The following is a 15,251-nucleotide window of genomic DNA, read 5'->3' on the forward strand; positions in this document are numbered from 1 at the left end:
AGAACTAAGCTTTTCACCCTTCGATATGCGGTAATCGCATATCGCGTAAAATGCCGGGTCTAACGAACAATACGCCTTTCATGAATATTTTGCTGACACTGCTGCTGGCCGGGCTGACCATGGTCGGACCGCTGGCCATCGACACCTATCTGCCCTCCTTCCCGGCCATCGCCCAGACCTTCGACGCCAGTCCGCTGATCATCCAGCAAACCCTGAGCATGTTCCTGTTCTGCTTCGCCTTCATGATGCTGTTTTACGGTACCCTGTCCGACTCCTTCGGCCGCCGCCCCGTGATCCTGATTTCGCTGGTGCTGTACATCGCCGCCTCGATCGGCGCGGCGATGGCGCCGTCGATCGGCGTCCTGCTGGCCTGCCGCGTGGTGCAGGGCCTGGCCGCCGGCGCCGGCTCGGTGGTGGGCCGCGCCATCGTCATGGACCGATTCTCCGGCGCCGAGGCGCAAAAGATTTTGGCCCATATCATGATGGTGTTCGGGTTGGCCCCGGCCATCGCGCCGGTGCTGGGTGGCTGGTTGCAGGTCGGTTTCGGCTGGCGCTCGGTGTTCTGGTTCCTCGCCGCCTTCGGCCTTCTGATGTTCATCGCCGTGCAGCGCGCGCTGCCCGAAAGCCTGGCCGTCAAGGACCGCCATCCCTTCCACCTCGCACCGATCGCGAAGAACTACTGGAAGGTACTGAGTCACCATCACTTCCTGTTGCTGTCGATAGCGGTCGGCATGTGCTTCGCCGGCGTGGCGCTGTATATCGGCTCGGCCGCCTACTTCGTCATGAACATTCTGCATTTGCCGGAAACCGCGTTCGCGTGGATGTTCGTGCCGCTGATCGGCGGCATGGTGGTGGGGTCTGCGCTGTCCGGCAAGTTCGCGCACAAATTCGCCCGCAACACGCAGGCGTGGATGGGCTTTGCCGTCATGATCGCGGCGGGCCTGATCAACGTCGCCTACAACTACCATTATGTGGCGGCGGTGCCTTGGGCGGTGATGCCGCTGTTTATCTACTCGTTCGGATTGGCGCTGGCCATGACGCCGCTGTCGATGATCGCGCTGGACTACTTCCCGAACAACAGCGGGTTGGCGTCGTCGATGCAGTCGTTCATCCAGATGCTGCTATTCGCGCTCGTTTCGGGACTGGTCGCGCCGCTGCTGTTCGACAGCGCGTTGAAACTGGCGTGGGGTGTGCTTGCCAGTCTGGTACTCAGCGTGATTGCCTGGTTGCTGGCCCAAACCGGCAAGCCGGTAACGCATTAGAAGCGGCGCTTTAGCAACCGCTCAAGGCCACGGCGCGGGATTCACGTTCACATACTGCGCCCCGCCCTGCTCCGGCTCGCGGTCCGCCGGCACCCCGCCCGGCGCCTGGGCCGGATTGCGCAAGCCCAGTATCTCCTTGCGCGACTCGACGAAATCGGCGCTGGACAGCGGATTTTCCTTGTCCGGCCAGTTCTCTTCCGCCCACTGCTGCAATGCTTCAAACCGCTGCCAAAGCTCGTTGACAAATTCGCGGCGCGTATCTTCGTTGACCATGATTCCTCCTTGATGTTGACTAAGTCTGCGTTCCCTGAAAGCGATCGTCGGTACGCCCACGCACGAATATACATCCGCAGGTAGAATAGCGCCTTAAACCGTCTTAAGTACCCATCGATGCGACTGACCTCTTTTACCGACTACTCGTTGCGCACGCTGCTGTTCCTCAGCGCCAACCGGGATCGCCTGGTCACGATCCAGGATATCGCCGACCTGCACGTGATCTCGAAAAACCATCTGATGAAAGTGGTCTATCAATTGGGCCAGTCCGGGCTGGTGGAGACGGTGCGCGGCCGCAATGGGGGCCTGCGTCTCGGCAAGGATCCGAAGGACATCAACATCGGCGCGCTGGTGCGGGCCACGGAGACGGATTTTTTCATGGCCGAGTGCTTCGACCGCGCCAACGATACCTGTCCGCTAACGCCGGACTGCCGCCTCAAACATACGCTCAACGACGCCACCAAAGCCTTCCTGGCGGTGCTGGACGGCCAGACCCTGGCCGACATGCTGCCGGCCGATCCGGCCGCCTCCAACATCAAACCGGTGCGCATCATGCGCGGCGCGGCCAGCCAGGACTAACTCGGGCGCGGCGCAATCAAGCCGCGTGCTGCGACAACTGCGGCAGGGACGCCATCAGGTCCGAGAAGCGCTGCCCCTGGATCATCACGTGCTCGCGCAGCAGCCGCGCCGCCAGGTCGCCGTCGCCGGACACGATCGCCTGCACCACCCCTTCGTGCTCGCGGTAGGAATTGGCCAGGCGGTCGCGCACGCGCAGCTGCAGGCGGCGATACGGCCGCAGGCGCCGGTACAGATTGCGCGTTTGCTCGATCAGGAACTGGTTATGGCTGCCGGCGTAGATCGCCTCGTGGAACACTTCGTTCTTATAGTAGTAATCGTCCGGCTCATGCGCCTCCAGCGCCGCGAGGCAGGCCTGGTGCGCCGCCAGCAAAGCCTTCTGCTCCTCCGGCGTCATGCGCCGCGCCGCCAGCCGGCCGCAGGTCGCCTCCATTTCCGACATCACCTCGAACATCTCCACCAGCTGCTGCGGCCCCAATTCCGCCACGATGGCGCCACGGCGCGGCCGGATCACCACCAGCCCCATTGACGCCAGCTGTATCAGCGTTTCGCGGATCGGCGTGCGCGAGACCCCGAATCGGGTCGCCAATTCCGTCTCGTCCAGATGCTGGCCGGGCTTGAACACCCCGACGGCGATCATTTCTTCTATTTGTTCACGCAGGCTTGCGGAGTGATTAGTCATGGGTTGGCGATGCCTTCAGAAATACAGGCTTCATTATAAGAGCGATTTTGAGCTTGACAATGTATCCACGGTGAACGATCTTGTATACACAAAAAAGAAGATTGCATAAACTATGCAATAAATATAATATTTCTGAACATCAATTTTCTTGGAGAAATGTATGACCACTTTTACCCGCAGGTCCGTACTCGCCGCGCTGGCCACAAGCCCGTTACTCTTCCAACCTGCCTGGGCGCAGACCAAGACGCTTAAAATCTCCCACCAGTTCCCGGGCGGGACCATCAACGAGGGCGACTTCCGCGACCGCATGACGCGCATGTTCGCCGCCGAAGTGGAAAAACGCTCCAAGGGCGGCCTGAAATTCGAGATCTATCCGGGTTCCTCGCTGATGAAGACCAACGCCCAGTTCTCGGCCATGCGCAAGGGCGCGCTCGATCTGTCGCTGGTGCCGCTGTCGTATGCGGGCGGCGAAGTGCCCGAGGTGAACATCGGCCTGATGCCGGGGCTGGTGACGTCGTACGAGCAGGCGTACGGCTGGAAGAACGCCGAAGTGGGCAAGGAACTCAGTCGCATTCTCTACGACAAAGGCATCGTGCTGGTGAGCTGGATCTGGCAGGCCGGCGGCGTCGCCTCGCGCACCAAGCCGGTGATCGATCCGGACGACGCCAAGGGCATGAAGATCCGTGGCGGCTCGCGCGAGATGGACCTGATCCTCAAGGCCGCCGGCGCCGCCGTGGTGTCGCTGCCGTCCAACGAAATCTACGCGGCGATGCAGACCGGCGCGATGGAGGCGGCGCTGACCTCCTCCACCTCGCTGATCTCCTTCCGCCTGGAAGAAGTGTCGAAGGCGCTGACCACGGGCCGCAACGGCGCCTACTGGTTCATGTTCGAGCCGCTGATGATGTCGCGCGCGATCTTCGACAAGCTGCCGAAGGACCAGCAGCAATTGATCCTGACGGTCGGCGCCGAACTGGAAGCGTTCGCCCTCAAATCGGCCAAGGCCGACGACATCCAGGTGGCCGCCGTGTACCAGAAGGTCGGCGCCAAGGTGGTCGACCTGAATCCGGCCGTGGTGAAAAAATGGCAGGCCATCGCCCGCACCACCGCCTGGAAGGATTATGGAGAGAAGAACGATAACTGCGCCAAACTGCTGAAATTGGCGGAGCAGACGCTATGAGCCACGGCGTTGAGCTGGAGCCGGGGCGCGGCCCCGCCCCACCCGACAACGCCGTCGTAGCGGCGGCAACCGCGCTGCTGGACCGTGTCAATCGCGCGCTGCTGTTCGTGTCGATGATCGCGCTGGTGCTCACCGCCATCGTGCTGACGTATTCGGTGGTGTCGCGTTACTTCTTCAACGCGCCCACCGACTGGCAGGACGAAGCGTCGGTGTTCATGCTGGTCGGCGTGACGTTCTTCTGCACGGCCTTCGTGCAGTCGCATCGCGGCCATATCGGCATCGAGGCGGTGGCCTCGCTGCTGCCGCGCGGCGTGAACGCGGCGCGCCTGCTGTTCGTCGACCTGCTCTCGGCGCTGTTTTGCGCCTTCTTCTCGTGGAAATCGTGGGCGCTGTTCCACGAAGCCTGGGTCGATGGCCAGACCACGTCGTCGACCTTCGCGCCGCCGCTGTGGATACCGTACTCGATGATGGCGGCCGGCATGACGCTGCTGACCCTCCAGATCGTGCTGCAAACGCTGGCGAGAATGACCAACAAATCCAAACCAACGCTGGAGCGTGTGGCATGAGCGAACTGACTTTGGGCGCGCTGTACGGCGCCGTCACCCTGGTGGTGATGTTCTCCGGGATGCCGATCGCCTTCGCGCTGGGCGTGGTGGCGACTGGCTTCATGTACTTCTTCATGCCGTCATCCTCGCTCGACACGATCACGCAGAACGTCTACGAGGAGATGGCGTCGATCACCTTGCTGTCGATTCCCCTGTTCATCCTGAAGGGCGCGGCCATCGGCAAGTCACCGGCCGGCAAGGACCTGTACTCCGCCATCCACACCTGGATGCACAAGGTCCCCGGCGGCCTGGGCATCGCCAACGTGTTCGCCTGCGCGCTGTTCGCGGCCATGGCCGGCTCCTCGCCCGCCACCTGCTCGGCCATCGGCTCGGCGGGGATTCCGGAAATGCGCAAACGCGGCTACTCGCCCGGTTTCGCGGCCGGCATCATCGCCGCCGGCGGCACCCTGGGCATCCTGCTGCCGCCGTCGATCACGATGATCCTGTACGCGGTCGCCGCCGAGCAGTCGCTGGGCCGCCTGTTCCTGGCCGGTATCGGCCCCGGCGTCCTGCTGGTCGCGCTGTTCGCCGGCTATGCCGTCTACCGCGCGCAAAAGGAATACAAGATGGCGCTGGCCATCTACCAGAACGGCGGCGCAAAATCGCCCTACCTGGAAGATGAACATTTCACCTTGAAGCAAAAAGTGGAAATGCTGCCGCGCGTGCTGCCGTTCATCGTGCTGCTGATCGGCGTCATGGTCGCGCTCTACGGCGGCTTCGCCACGCCGTCGGAAACGGCCGGCCTGGGCGCGCTGCTGGCGATGGTGCTGCTGGCGGTGATCTACGGCGTGTGGAGGCCGAAGGACCTGTCGCCCATCCTGAGTTCATCGATCAAGGAATCGACGATGCTGTTGCTGATCATCGGGATGTCGCTGCTGTACTCCTACGTGATGAGCTATCTGCACATCAGCCAGTCGGCCGCCAACTGGGTGGTCAGCCTGCACCTGTCGAAATGGCTGCTGCTGACGGTGATTTTGCTGATGGTGGTGGTATTCGGCTTCTTCCTGCCGCCGGTTTCGATTATCCTGATGACCGCGCCGATCATCCTGCCGCCGTTGAAGGACGCCGGTTTCGATTTGATCTGGTTTGGCGTGGTGATGACCGTGGTGATGGAAATGGGCTTGATCCATCCGCCGGTGGGGCTCAATATATTCGTTATCAAGAACATCGCGCCAGACATCCCGCTCAAGGATGTGATCTGGGGCGTGTTCCCCTTCCTGGTGCTGATGTTCGTGGCGGTGATCTTGTTATGCCTGTTCCCGTCCATCGCCACAGGCCTGCCTGACATGATTATGGGAGCAAAGTAAATGACAGTCGCCGCATGGAACACCTTGCAGCTTAACCGCGCCGCACGACTCAAGCGCGCCGGCACGGAATTGGGCACCGACCTGACGGGCAAAAGCCTGCCGGCCGCGCGCATCGCCGATCTGCTGCACGCGGTGATCGAATGCGGCGACCGCGTTTGCCTTGAAGGGAACAACCAGAAACAGGCCGACTTCCTCGGCCACGCGCTCGCGCATCTGAATCCGGAACGGGTCAACGACCTGCACATGCTGCAGTCGGTGCTGGCGCTGCCCGAGCATCTGGATGTGTTCGAGCGCGGCGTCGCCTCGAAGCTGGACTTTTCGTTCTCCGGCCCGCAGGCGGCGCGCGTGGCGCGGCTGGCGTCGGCCGGCAAGCTGAATATCGGCGCGATCCACACCTATCTGGAGCTGTTCAGCCGCTACTTCATCGACCTGCCGCCGCGCGTGTGCCTGATCGCGGCGGAGGCGGCCGACCGCCACGGCAACCTGTACACCGGCCCGAACACCGAGGACACGCCGGCCATCGTCGAGGCGACCGCCTTCAAGCAGGGCATCGTCGTCGTCCAAGTCAACCGCATCGTCGACAGCGTGCCGCGCGTAGACGTGCCGGGCGACTGGGTCGATTTCGTCGTGCAGTCGCCGCGTCCTTACTATATCGAACCGCTGTTCACGCGCGATCCGGCGCAGATCTCGGAAATCCAGGTGCTGATGGCGATGATGGCCATCAAAGGCATCTACGCCGAATACGGCGTGCAGCGCCTGAACCACGGCATCGGCTTCGACACCGCCGCCATCGAGCTGCTGCTGCCGACCTACGCCGAGTCGCTCGGCCTGCGCGGCAAGATCGGCAAGCACTGGGCGCTCAACCCGCACCCGGCGCTGATTCCGGCGATCGAGGCGGGCTTCGTGCAATCGGTGCATTCGTTCGGCTCGGAGCTGGGCATGGAGGATTACATCCACGCGCGGCCCGACGTCTTCGCCATCGGCCCGGACGGCACCATGCGCAGCAACCGCGCCATGTGCCAGGCCGCCGGCCACTACGCCTGCGACATGTTCATCGGCTCGACCTTGCAGATCGATTTGCAGGGCAATTCGTCGACGGCGACGGCGGGCCGCATTTCCGGCTTCGGCGGCGCCTCCAACATGGGTGCGGACGCGCGCGGACGGCGCCACGCCAGTCCGGCATGGCTGAAGGCGGGCCAGCAGGCGCGCGAAGGCCGCAACACCATCCCGCGCGGCCAGAAGCTGGTGGTGCAGATGGTGGAAACCTTCCGCGAGCATATGCAGCCTGCCTTCGTCGAAAAGCTCGACGCCTGGGAACTGATGGAACAGGCCAAGATGGCGATTCCACCGGTGATGATCTACGGCGACGACGTCACCCACATCCTGACCGAAGAAGGCATCGCCAACCTGCTGCTGTGCCGCACCGACGAGGAGCGCGAGCAGGCGATACGCGGCGTGGCCGGCTATACGCCGGTCGGACTGGGACGCGACGCGCGCATGGTGGAGAACCTGCGCGATCGTGGCATCATCCAGCGTGCGGAGGACCTCGGCGTCGACAAGCGCCTGGCCACGCGCGACTTGCTGGCCGCCCGCAATATGAAAGACCTGGTGCGCGCATCGGGCGGTTTGTACCAGCCGCCCAAGCGTTTCCGCAACTGGTAAAGGAATAACTATGGAAACCCTGAACTACCGATTCGAGCAAGGAACCCGCCGCCTCAAGACCGACCCGCAAGTGGTCGGCGTGGTCGGTTCCGGCAATCTGGAAGTGCTGATCGAGCCGGCGGCGCTCGACGGCGCCTGCACCATCGAGATCACCACCGCGGCGGTGGGCTTCGGCCCGATCTGGCAAGCCGTGATGAACGACTTCCACGCTCGCTGGATGCTGGCCGACACCCGTATCTCGATCAACGACATGGGCGCGACGCCGGCCGTGGTCAGCCTGCGGCTCGACCAGGCCGTGCAAACGATGCTGGGAGATGCATCATGAACAGCGCCGTGAATCCGGACGTGAACCCAATCCGCGCCGTCAGTTATCAGGAGGCGACCGCGCGCGAGCGCCTGCAGTCGCTATTCGATGCCGGCAGCTTCGAGGAATTCCTGCCGCCGTACAAACGCGTCGTCAGCCCGCATCTGGGCCAGCTCAACGCGCCGGTGGCGTTCGACGACGGCGTGGCCGTCGGCCGCGCCTTGCTGGGCGGCGTGCCGGTCTACACGGGCGCGCAGGAAGGCGGCTTCATGGGCGGCGCGGTGGGCGAGGTCCATGGCGCCAAACTGGTCGGACTGCTGCGCCGCGCCGTCGCCGACAAGGTGGCCGCGGTGGTGCTGCTGGTCGAATCGGGCGGCGTGCGCCTGCACGAGGCCAACGCCGGCCTGATCGCGGTGTCGGAAGTGATGCGCGCCCTGCTCGACGCGCGCGCCGCCGGCGTACCGGTGATCGTGCTGGTGGGCGGCTCCAACGGCGCCTTCGGCGGCATGGGCATCGTCTCGCGCTGCGCCAACGTGGTGGTGATGTCGGAGGAAGGCCGGCTGGCGATGTCCGGTCCGGAAGTGATCGAAACCGCCAACGGCGTCGAGGAATTCGATTCGCGCGACCGCGCGCTGGTCTGGCGCAGCACCGGCGGCAAGCACCGTTATCTGATGGGCGACTGCCAGCGCATCGTCGCCGACGACATCGCGGCCTTCCGCGCCGCCGCGCAGCAAGCGGTGGCCGAGTATTCCACGCAGCCCGCTGAACTGACGCTGGAGGCGCTGGAGGCCGAGCAGCACATGCTTACCGGACGTATCGCCCGCTTCGGCGCCCTGCCCGATCCGGTCGACATCTGGAGCGCGATGCAGATACCCGACGCGGCCAACGTGCCGATGCTGGAAGTGGATAGTTTTATCGCGGTGGCCGCGGCGCGCCGCATGGGAGCCTGACATGGATTGGAAAAAACTGGCGGACGCGCTGTTCCCGCAAGGTCACTCGATCGTCGAAAAAGACGATTTCCTGTCCGGCAGCGGACAGGTGGACGGCCAAACCCTGGCCGTCATCGGCACCACCGGCCACACGCCGATCGGCGTGGAGATCGCGCTGGCGCAGGCACGCGGCATCCTGCACACCGTGCGTGAACTCCCCGGCAAGCCGATCCTGATGCTGATCGATACGCAAGGCCAGCGTTTGCGTCATCGCGACGAAATGTTAGGCATCAATAGCTATATGGCCCACCTGGGCAAATGCGTCGACCTGGCGCGGCGCAAAGGCCATAAGATCATCGGCCTGGTGTACGACCAGGCCTTGTCGGGTGGCTTCATCACCAGCGGTCTGATGGCCGACGCCTGCTACGCCCTGCCCGACGCCACCATCCGCGTCATGGGTTTGCCGGCGATGGCGCGCATCACCAAGGTGCCGGAGGAACGCCTGACGGAACTGGCGCAAGACAATCCGGTATTCGCGCCGGGACCGGAGAACTACCTGCGCATGGGCGGCCTGCAGGCGATCTGGGAAGGCGATCTGGCGGCGCAATTGAAGGCGGCGCTGGCCGAACCGGCCGCCGGCGACCGCCGCAGCGCGCTGGGCCTCGAGCGCGGCGGGCGACGCCTGGCGCAGCCGGTGATCGACGCGGTGATGACGGACGGCGATGTACGCACCGCCTGACCAAGCCGGCAAGCCCGGGGCCGGAACAACGGTCCCCATGTTGGAACGCCATATGCTCGTCTGGCTCGACGACGCCGGCTGGCTGGCCGCGCAGGCCACCGACGAACCGCAGCACAGGGCCGCCTTCAGGCTATGGCAAATCCAATCATGGCCGGTGATCGTTCGGCGCGCCGACGCCGACGCGGCGCCGGACGAAATCTGCCTTGGACTGCCGTTGCCCCCCGATGAGGACAGCGGACAGAAAACGCGCATTTCGCTGAGGGCGCGTGTGGCCCATATCAAAAAATCGGCTACGGCGATGGAGCTGGCGGCCGTGCTGCGCGCGTCGCCAAGCACCTGGCGCGCGCAATTGGCCGCGCTCCAACGCGACGCTGCGGGCATGCATCTGCGGGCCTACGGCTCGCTGGCGATGGAGGCGATCACCGAGCTCCCCTATGTGTCGGAAACCTCCGATGTCGATATCCTGTTTCATCCGACCAGCCGGCGGCAGCTGGAGGACGGCCTGGCCATGTTGTCCCGTCATGCCGCGCAGTTGCCGCTCGACGGCGAGATCGTTTTCCCCGGCGGCGCGGCCGTATCGTGGAAGGAGTGGCGGATGGCCATCGCCAATCCCGCCAAGGTGATCGTCAAGGAACTGGGCGCGGTGCGTCTGGCCGACACCGCGTCGCTGCTGGCGCTGCTGGAGCCGTCGTAATGCGCCCGGCCATCCCTGCCGCCGTTACCCACGCGCTCATTCCCCACGCGGCACGACCGCCAGGCGTTTCGACACAGCGACGCTTCGCCCGCGAGATCGCACGGCTCGCCGTCGGCAGCCTGTACACCGAACTATGTCTCTATCCGAAACCGGGACTGGTGTCGCTGGTCGACTCGGGCAGCCATGACGACATGAACGCGGCCACCTTCATGCGCAGCCTGTTCTCGCTGCGCCATTATTTCAAAGACATCTGCCTGGCGGGATTGAACGATGCGCCCTTCGCCAGGTTGAAGCAACTTGGCATCGCCGCGGAAAAATCCATGCTGAAGGCGACGAGAGGCATCAACACCCATCGCGGCGCCATCTTCAGCCTTGGGTTGCTGTGCGCGGCGGCGGGCCGCGCCCGCGCACAGGGCACGCCGATGGCGCCGGCCGCGCTGCGCGCCACCATGCTGATACGCTGGGGCGAGGAACTGGCGATGCACGCCAGCGCGCCGTCCGCACCCGCAGCGGCAAACAGCAACGGCTTGCGCGTGGCGGCGCGCTACGCGGCGAGCGGCGCGCGCGAGGAAGGTGCGCTTGGCCTGCCGTCGGTGTTCGAAATCGGCGTGCCGGCGCTGCAAGCCTCGCGCGCGCGCGGCGCGACGATGACGTTGGCGCGCATCGACGCGCTGTTCGCGCTGATGGCGCACATCAGCGACAGCAACGTCTACCACCGCGCCGGCCCGCAAGGCGCACAGACGGTTCGGCAGCACGCGCAGCGCTTCATCGACGCCGGCGGCACCGCGCGCGCCGACTGGCTCGGCCAGGCGCTGGCCAGCCATCAGCTGTTCGTGAAGCGGCGACTGTCACCGGGCGGCGCCGCCGATCTGCTGGCGGCAAGCTGTCTTGTGCAGGCCATCGCCGCGCTGGACGCGGAAAGGCGCTGACGATGGCATACGGCGCCCAACCACGCCTGCTGCTGCTCTGCCCCGGGCAGGGCGGCCAGCATGCGCAGATGTTCGACCTGGCGCGCACCAGCGCCAGCGCGGCCGCACTGATCGACGGCCTGTCCGCAGCCATGCCGCGGGTTTTCGATGGCGCGGACATTTACGCCAACAGCAACGCACAGCCTTTGATCGTGGCCGCCACCCTGGGCATGTGGGAAGCGATCCGGGAATTCGCGCCGCGGCCGGCGCTGGTGGCCGGGTACAGCATCGGCGAGCTTGCGGCTTACGGCGTGGCCGGCGCGTTCAACGCCGTGACAGCCACCGGGCTGGCGGCCCGGCGCGCGCAATTGATGGACGCGTGCCTGGGGACCCATCCTGGCCAGGCGCTGTTGGCGTTGTCGGGTCTGAGCTTAAAGCGGCTCGAAGAACTGGCGACGTCGCACGCCTTTCATATCAGCATAGAAACCGGCGACGACGCCTGCGTCGCCGGAGGCCTGGCACAAACAGCGCGGAAGCTGGAGACGGACGCCATCGCGGCGGGAGGACGATGCACGCTGTTGCCGGTCGAAGTGGCATCGCACACGCCGTTCATGCAGGACGCCGTGCGGCCGTTCGCCGACGCGCTGCGGCAAACGGCGTTCGGCCCGATGACCGCACCGGTCCTGGCCGGCATCGACGCGACGGCCGTCGATAGCAAAGAGCAAGCGGTGAACGTGCTGTCGCGCCAAATGGCGGAAAAAATCCGCTGGCTCGCCTGCATGGATGCGTGCGCGGAAGCGGGCATCACCTACGCGCTGGAACTCGGTCCCGGATCGGCGCTGACGAAAATGCTGCAGGCGCGCCACCCGCACATCAACACCCGCTCGATCGCGGATTTCCGCACGCTCGACGGCATCGGGAAATGGCTGGACCGCGCGGCCGAATAATCATCCCCGGTTGTTCTGCGTGGCCCACGCGACGATGTTGGACGCATCCATCGCCCCCGGCTGGCGCGCGATTTCCCGCCCGCCGCGGAACAACGCCAAGGTTGGAATGCTGCGGATCGCATAGCGCGCCGACAAATCCTGCGCCTCTTCGGTGTTGACCTTGACGACGCGGAACTGCGGCTCCAGCCGCTGGGTCGCCTGCGCGTAAAACGGCGCCATCGTCCGGCATGGACCGCACCACGGCGCCCAGAAATCCACCAGCACCGGAATATCGCTGCGTTCGATATGCTTGGCGAAGCGCGCGCTTGACAGATCGACCGGCTGGCCGGTGAACAGCGCGCGCTGGCACTTGCCGCACACCGGCTCGGCCGACAGCCTGGCGGCGGGCAGGCGGTTGACCGCGTCGCAATGTGGACAAACGATGTGCAGCGATTCCGGCTGCGCGGTGGTGGAAGTTGTCATACCCTATCTCCAGACAGCATAAGCTGGCCATGATAAAGCATGGACGAAAAAAATGCCGCGCGCGGTGATCCTCGACCCCGCACACGGCAAACCTCATTTTATTTTATTACAACCGGTATCAAGTTTCCTTGCGGGCTCCGGCTTGCTTGCTGCCCTGCGCGGCCGCCTGTGCCGCCGTTTGTGCTTGGGTGGCTTGACCACCCTGCATGCTGCCCGTCGGGCTTTCGGCGCCGTTCTGGCCGCCGCTTTGCAGCGACTGGCTGCCGCGCACTTCGGTGCCGCGCGGCTGGCGCGCGCCGTCGAACTGATTCATGAATGGATCGGTGAACTTGCTGACCGCATCCTGCTGGCTGCGCAGGTTTTTTTCGGTTTCCTCCGACGTCACGCGGGCCACCTCATCGGCCAGCGCCCGGGCGGTGCGGCTGGTTTCCTGTACGTGCTCTTCGGCGACTTTGGACAGGTCAACCTGGGTGTCGGCGGCAATACGCGACAGGTGCTGCTGATAAGCGCGCAGCTTTTCGGCCGCCGGCTGGGCGTGCGCCGCCGCTGCGGCGATCGCCTCGGTCGGGCGATTCGCGGTGATGAATTGCTGGCCGGTCGTGGTGCTTTCTTCCAGCAGGGTTTGCGCCAGTTGAATATTCAAATCGCTGTATTGCTGAACGGTACGGAACAAGGACTTCGACATGTCGTTAAAGAACGACAATTGCGCTTCCAGATGGGTTCTGGCGGCGGGGGTCACTGACTGGGAAAATGGATACATAAGTATGCCTCGAAAAAAGTAAAGGGGGGTGTCTTGAAATCCAGCGGTTGTGTCGATCCGGTTTTCGACGACGCGTCTGCAGCGCGAATGCCAAGGCTACGTCAGCCCCACCCGCGCCATATGATCTAGATCAAACGTGCACCGACCCGTCCTTTCAATAAATGGCCCGCCTGTTTTGCCCTACGTCACCATCAATGTCTGCCGCCCATGACATACCGCAACCCCCGGACAATGAAAAGGGCCGGTTCAGCACAAGCTGAACCGGCCCTTTGCGCCGCTGGAAACTACGGCATTACTTGAACAGTACCGAGGCCTTCTGCACCGTGATGGAAATCCCGATGGCCATCGGGATGCCGACGGCCAGCCAGCCGAAGGCCACCGCGATCGGGCTGGTGGCGCCGCCCGACGCGGCGGCCGCGCCGGTCGATGCGGCGGCGTCGCGCTCGTGCGCCAGCTTCTTCTCGGCCGCCAGTTCGGCGTCGGTCATGAAATGCTTGTCGGCGATCGGACGCACCAGCAGGTTGCACACCAGGCCGACCAGCAGCAGGCCGGCCAGCACGTACATCGTGAAGTCGTAGGCCTGGGCCTTCGGCACGCCGTTGGCGATCTGGTATTCGCGCACGTAGTTGACCAGGATCGGGCCGAACACGCCGGCGGCGGCCCATGCGGTCAGCAGGCGGCCGTGGATGGCGCCCACCATCTGCGTGCCGAACAGGTCGGCCAGGTAGGCCGGCACGGTGGCGAAGCCGCCGCCGTACATCGACAGGATGATGCAGAAGAAGCCGACGAACAGCGGCAGGTGGCCGCCGTGCGCCATCGACGGAATCGACGCGTACAGCGCGAAGCCCAGCACGAAGAAGATGCCGTAGGTGACTTTGCGGCCCAGGAAGTCGGAGCACGACGCCCACACGAAGCGGCCGCCGATGTTAAACAGCGACAGCAAGCCGGTGAAGCCGGCGGCGATGGCGGCGATCTGGCCCTTCTGCGCCAGGGTCAGCTCGTTGAACGCGGTGCCCACGCCCAGCAGTTGGCCGCCGAAGATCTCCTGCAGCAGCGGCGAGGCCATGCCCAGGATGCCGATACCGGCCGTCACGTTCAGGCACAGCACCAGCCACACCAGCCAGAATTGCGGAATGCCCCACACCTTGCTGGCGTGGACGTGGCGGGTGGTGATCATGGCGTTGGCGTTGGTCGCCGGCGGCGCCCAGCCGGCCGGTTTCCAGCCGGTGGCCGGCACGCGGTACGACAGCGCGCCCGCCATCATGAAGACGAAGTAGATCGCCGCCATGGCCAGGAAGGTTTGCCAGACGCCGACGCCGGCGTCGGTGGCGAAGTGCTTCATCAGCATGTCGGCCAGCGGTGCGCCGATCATCGCGCCGCCGCCGAAGCCCATGATGGCCATGCCGGTCGCCATGCCGCGACGGTCCGGGAACCATTTGATCAGGGTCGACACCGGCGAAATGTAGCCGAGACCCAGTCCGATGCCGCCGATGACGCCGGAACCGATCCACATCAGCCAGATCTGGTGGTGGTAGACGCCCAGCGCCGAAATCACCAAACCGCCGCACCAGCACAGCGCCGACACCACGCCCGCTTTGCGCGGACCGGCGTGTTCCAGCCAGCCGCCGAACAGCCACGCGGACAGGCCGAGGAAGACGAAGAACATCGTGTACATCCAGCCCAGCATCGAGATCTGCCAATCGCAGGTCGACGACAGGATGCGGGCCATCAAATCCATCTCGGCCGCGCAGGCCAGCGGCTCGGTGACGCCGACCGCGCGCGACAACGGCAGCCAGAACACGGAGAACCCGTAGGCCATGCCGATGCAAAGGTGGATCGCCAACGCCGCCGGCGGCACCAGCCAGCGGTTGAAGCCGGAACCCGCGATCGTGCGGTCCTTCTCCAGAAAATCAAAAAACGCCATGATTACTACTCCCCTGATTATTTCTCAAAAACAACTAAGG

General features: G+C 64.6%; 17 protein-coding genes. 12 read left to right on the top strand and 5 right to left on the bottom strand.

All coding sequences use genetic code 11. The features are described from left to right. The first annotated feature begins 80 nt into the window (after window positions 1–80). The gene (locus BMX85_RS02300) at window positions 81–1,262 is read left to right on the top strand and encodes a multidrug effflux MFS transporter (protein ID WP_090314064.1); all 1,182 of its coding nucleotides are present in this window, start codon (window positions 81–83) and stop codon (window positions 1,260–1,262) included. A 21-nt stretch (window positions 1,263–1,283) separates the two neighbouring features. On the opposite strand, the gene BMX85_RS02305 is transcribed toward BMX85_RS02300, so the two are convergent. Continuing rightward, window positions 1,284–1,535, bottom strand: a complete 252-nt coding sequence (locus tag BMX85_RS02305) for a hypothetical protein (protein WP_090314065.1) — start codon at window positions 1,533–1,535, stop codon at window positions 1,284–1,286. 117 nt (window positions 1,536–1,652) lie between these two features. Between BMX85_RS02305 and BMX85_RS02310 the strand changes: the two genes are divergently transcribed. Then, entirely contained in the window at window positions 1,653–2,114 is a 462-nt protein-coding gene (locus BMX85_RS02310) for an RrF2 family transcriptional regulator (RefSeq protein WP_090314066.1), read from the top strand. Window positions 2,115–2,130: 16 nt separating this feature from the next. Here the strand turns inward: BMX85_RS02310 and BMX85_RS02315 are convergent, their stop codons facing one another. Beyond that, window positions 2,131–2,793 (bottom strand): GntR family transcriptional regulator, encoded by a 663-nt coding sequence (locus BMX85_RS02315; RefSeq protein ID WP_090314067.1) that lies wholly within the window; start codon window positions 2,791–2,793, stop codon window positions 2,131–2,133. A 160-nt stretch (window positions 2,794–2,953) separates the two neighbouring features. Here BMX85_RS02315 and dctP point away from each other — a divergent pair, with 160 nt between their 5' ends. From dctP to BMX85_RS02365, 10 genes are read left to right on the top strand one after another with little or no spacing between them, the layout of a single operon-like run. After that, window positions 2,954–3,970 carry a TRAP transporter substrate-binding protein gene (dctP, locus tag BMX85_RS02320; protein WP_090314068.1) on the top strand — a complete coding sequence of 339 codons (1,017 nt, stop codon included), beginning with the start codon at window positions 2,954–2,956 and terminating at the stop codon, window positions 3,968–3,970. Further along, window positions 3,967–4,536: a TRAP transporter small permease gene (locus BMX85_RS02325; protein WP_090314069.1), complete on the top strand. Its 570-nt coding sequence runs from the start codon at window positions 3,967–3,969 to the stop codon at window positions 4,534–4,536. The genes dctP and BMX85_RS02325 overlap by 4 nt, the downstream gene beginning before the upstream one ends. Continuing rightward, window positions 4,533–5,882: a TRAP transporter large permease gene (locus BMX85_RS02330; protein WP_090314070.1), complete on the top strand. Its 1,350-nt coding sequence runs from the start codon at window positions 4,533–4,535 to the stop codon at window positions 5,880–5,882. The genes BMX85_RS02325 and BMX85_RS02330 overlap by 4 nt, the downstream gene beginning before the upstream one ends. Beyond that, window positions 5,883–7,544 (top strand): malonate decarboxylase subunit alpha, encoded by a 1,662-nt coding sequence (gene mdcA / locus BMX85_RS02335; RefSeq protein ID WP_090314071.1) that lies wholly within the window; start codon window positions 5,883–5,885, stop codon window positions 7,542–7,544. Between the two features lie 10 nt (window positions 7,545–7,554). Beyond that, window positions 7,555–7,869, top strand: coding sequence for a malonate decarboxylase acyl carrier protein (gene mdcC, locus BMX85_RS02340; RefSeq protein WP_090314072.1), 315 nt, complete (start codon window positions 7,555–7,557; stop codon window positions 7,867–7,869). Next, a complete protein-coding gene (locus tag BMX85_RS02345; RefSeq protein ID WP_090314073.1) occupies window positions 7,866–8,798 on the top strand; it encodes a biotin-independent malonate decarboxylase subunit beta in 933 nt (310 codons plus the stop codon). Before mdcC ends, BMX85_RS02345 begins: the two co-directional genes overlap by 4 nt. A gap of 1 nt (window position 8,799) precedes the next feature. Further along, the gene (gene mdcE, locus BMX85_RS02350; protein WP_090314074.1) at window positions 8,800–9,516 is read left to right on the top strand and encodes a biotin-independent malonate decarboxylase subunit gamma; all 717 of its coding nucleotides are present in this window, start codon (window positions 8,800–8,802) and stop codon (window positions 9,514–9,516) included. 37 nt (window positions 9,517–9,553) lie between these two features. Beyond that, a complete protein-coding gene (gene mdcG / locus BMX85_RS02355) occupies window positions 9,554–10,210 on the top strand; it encodes a malonate decarboxylase holo-[acyl-carrier-protein] synthase (protein WP_229210252.1) in 657 nt (218 codons plus the stop codon). Further along, a complete protein-coding gene (mdcB, locus tag BMX85_RS02360; RefSeq protein ID WP_090314076.1) occupies window positions 10,210–11,139 on the top strand; it encodes a triphosphoribosyl-dephospho-CoA synthase MdcB in 930 nt (309 codons plus the stop codon). The genes mdcG and mdcB overlap by 1 nt, the downstream gene beginning before the upstream one ends. Window positions 11,140–11,141: 2 nt before the next feature. Beyond that, on the top strand, window positions 11,142–12,065 hold the full coding sequence (locus BMX85_RS02365; protein ID WP_177196630.1) for an ACP S-malonyltransferase: 924 nt from the start codon (window positions 11,142–11,144) through the stop codon (window positions 12,063–12,065). On the opposite strand, the gene trxC is transcribed toward BMX85_RS02365, so the two are convergent. The 3 genes from trxC to BMX85_RS02380 all read right to left on the bottom strand — a co-directional run bounded on the left by trxC (window position 12,066) and on the right by BMX85_RS02380 (window position 15,211). Then, entirely contained in the window at window positions 12,066–12,527 is a 462-nt protein-coding gene (gene trxC, locus BMX85_RS02370) for a thioredoxin TrxC (protein WP_090314077.1), read from the bottom strand. A 118-nt stretch (window positions 12,528–12,645) separates the two neighbouring features. Next, window positions 12,646–13,287, bottom strand: a complete 642-nt coding sequence (locus tag BMX85_RS02375; RefSeq protein WP_090314078.1) for a phasin family protein — start codon at window positions 13,285–13,287, stop codon at window positions 12,646–12,648. Between the two features lie 292 nt (window positions 13,288–13,579). Next, window positions 13,580–15,211, bottom strand: a complete 1,632-nt coding sequence (locus BMX85_RS02380) for an OFA family MFS transporter (protein ID WP_090314079.1) — start codon at window positions 15,209–15,211, stop codon at window positions 13,580–13,582. Between the last annotated feature and the right edge of the window lie 40 nt (window positions 15,212–15,251).

This window comes from Duganella sp. CF517 (assembly GCF_900110275.1).
GTDB lineage: Bacteria > Pseudomonadota > Gammaproteobacteria > Burkholderiales > Burkholderiaceae_D > Rugamonas.

Coding starts and splice junctions, on each gene's coding strand:
- BMX85_RS02300 (WP_090314064.1), top strand. CDS start 81: ATGAATATTTTGCTGACACTGCTGCTGGCCGGGCTGACCATGGTCGGA.
- BMX85_RS02305 (WP_090314065.1), bottom strand. CDS start 1,535: ATGGTCAACGAAGATACGCGCCGCGAATTTGTCAACGAGCTTTGGCAG.
- BMX85_RS02310 (WP_090314066.1), top strand. CDS start 1,653: ATGCGACTGACCTCTTTTACCGACTACTCGTTGCGCACGCTGCTGTTC.
- BMX85_RS02315 (WP_090314067.1), bottom strand. CDS start 2,793: ATGACTAATCACTCCGCAAGCCTGCGTGAACAAATAGAAGAAATGATC.
- dctP (WP_090314068.1), top strand. CDS start 2,954: ATGACCACTTTTACCCGCAGGTCCGTACTCGCCGCGCTGGCCACAAGC.
- BMX85_RS02325 (WP_090314069.1), top strand. CDS start 3,967: ATGAGCCACGGCGTTGAGCTGGAGCCGGGGCGCGGCCCCGCCCCACCC.
- BMX85_RS02330 (WP_090314070.1), top strand. CDS start 4,533: ATGAGCGAACTGACTTTGGGCGCGCTGTACGGCGCCGTCACCCTGGTG.
- mdcA (WP_090314071.1), top strand. CDS start 5,883: ATGACAGTCGCCGCATGGAACACCTTGCAGCTTAACCGCGCCGCACGA.
- mdcC (WP_090314072.1), top strand. CDS start 7,555: ATGGAAACCCTGAACTACCGATTCGAGCAAGGAACCCGCCGCCTCAAG.
- BMX85_RS02345 (WP_090314073.1), top strand. CDS start 7,866: ATGAACAGCGCCGTGAATCCGGACGTGAACCCAATCCGCGCCGTCAGT.
- mdcE (WP_090314074.1), top strand. CDS start 8,800: ATGGATTGGAAAAAACTGGCGGACGCGCTGTTCCCGCAAGGTCACTCG.
- mdcG (WP_229210252.1), top strand. CDS start 9,554: ATGTTGGAACGCCATATGCTCGTCTGGCTCGACGACGCCGGCTGGCTG.
- mdcB (WP_090314076.1), top strand. CDS start 10,210: ATGCGCCCGGCCATCCCTGCCGCCGTTACCCACGCGCTCATTCCCCAC.
- BMX85_RS02365 (WP_177196630.1), top strand. CDS start 11,142: ATGGCATACGGCGCCCAACCACGCCTGCTGCTGCTCTGCCCCGGGCAG.
- trxC (WP_090314077.1), bottom strand. CDS start 12,527: ATGACAACTTCCACCACCGCGCAGCCGGAATCGCTGCACATCGTTTGT.
- BMX85_RS02375 (WP_090314078.1), bottom strand. CDS start 13,287: ATGTATCCATTTTCCCAGTCAGTGACCCCCGCCGCCAGAACCCATCTG.
- BMX85_RS02380 (WP_090314079.1), bottom strand. CDS start 15,211: ATGGCGTTTTTTGATTTTCTGGAGAAGGACCGCACGATCGCGGGTTCC.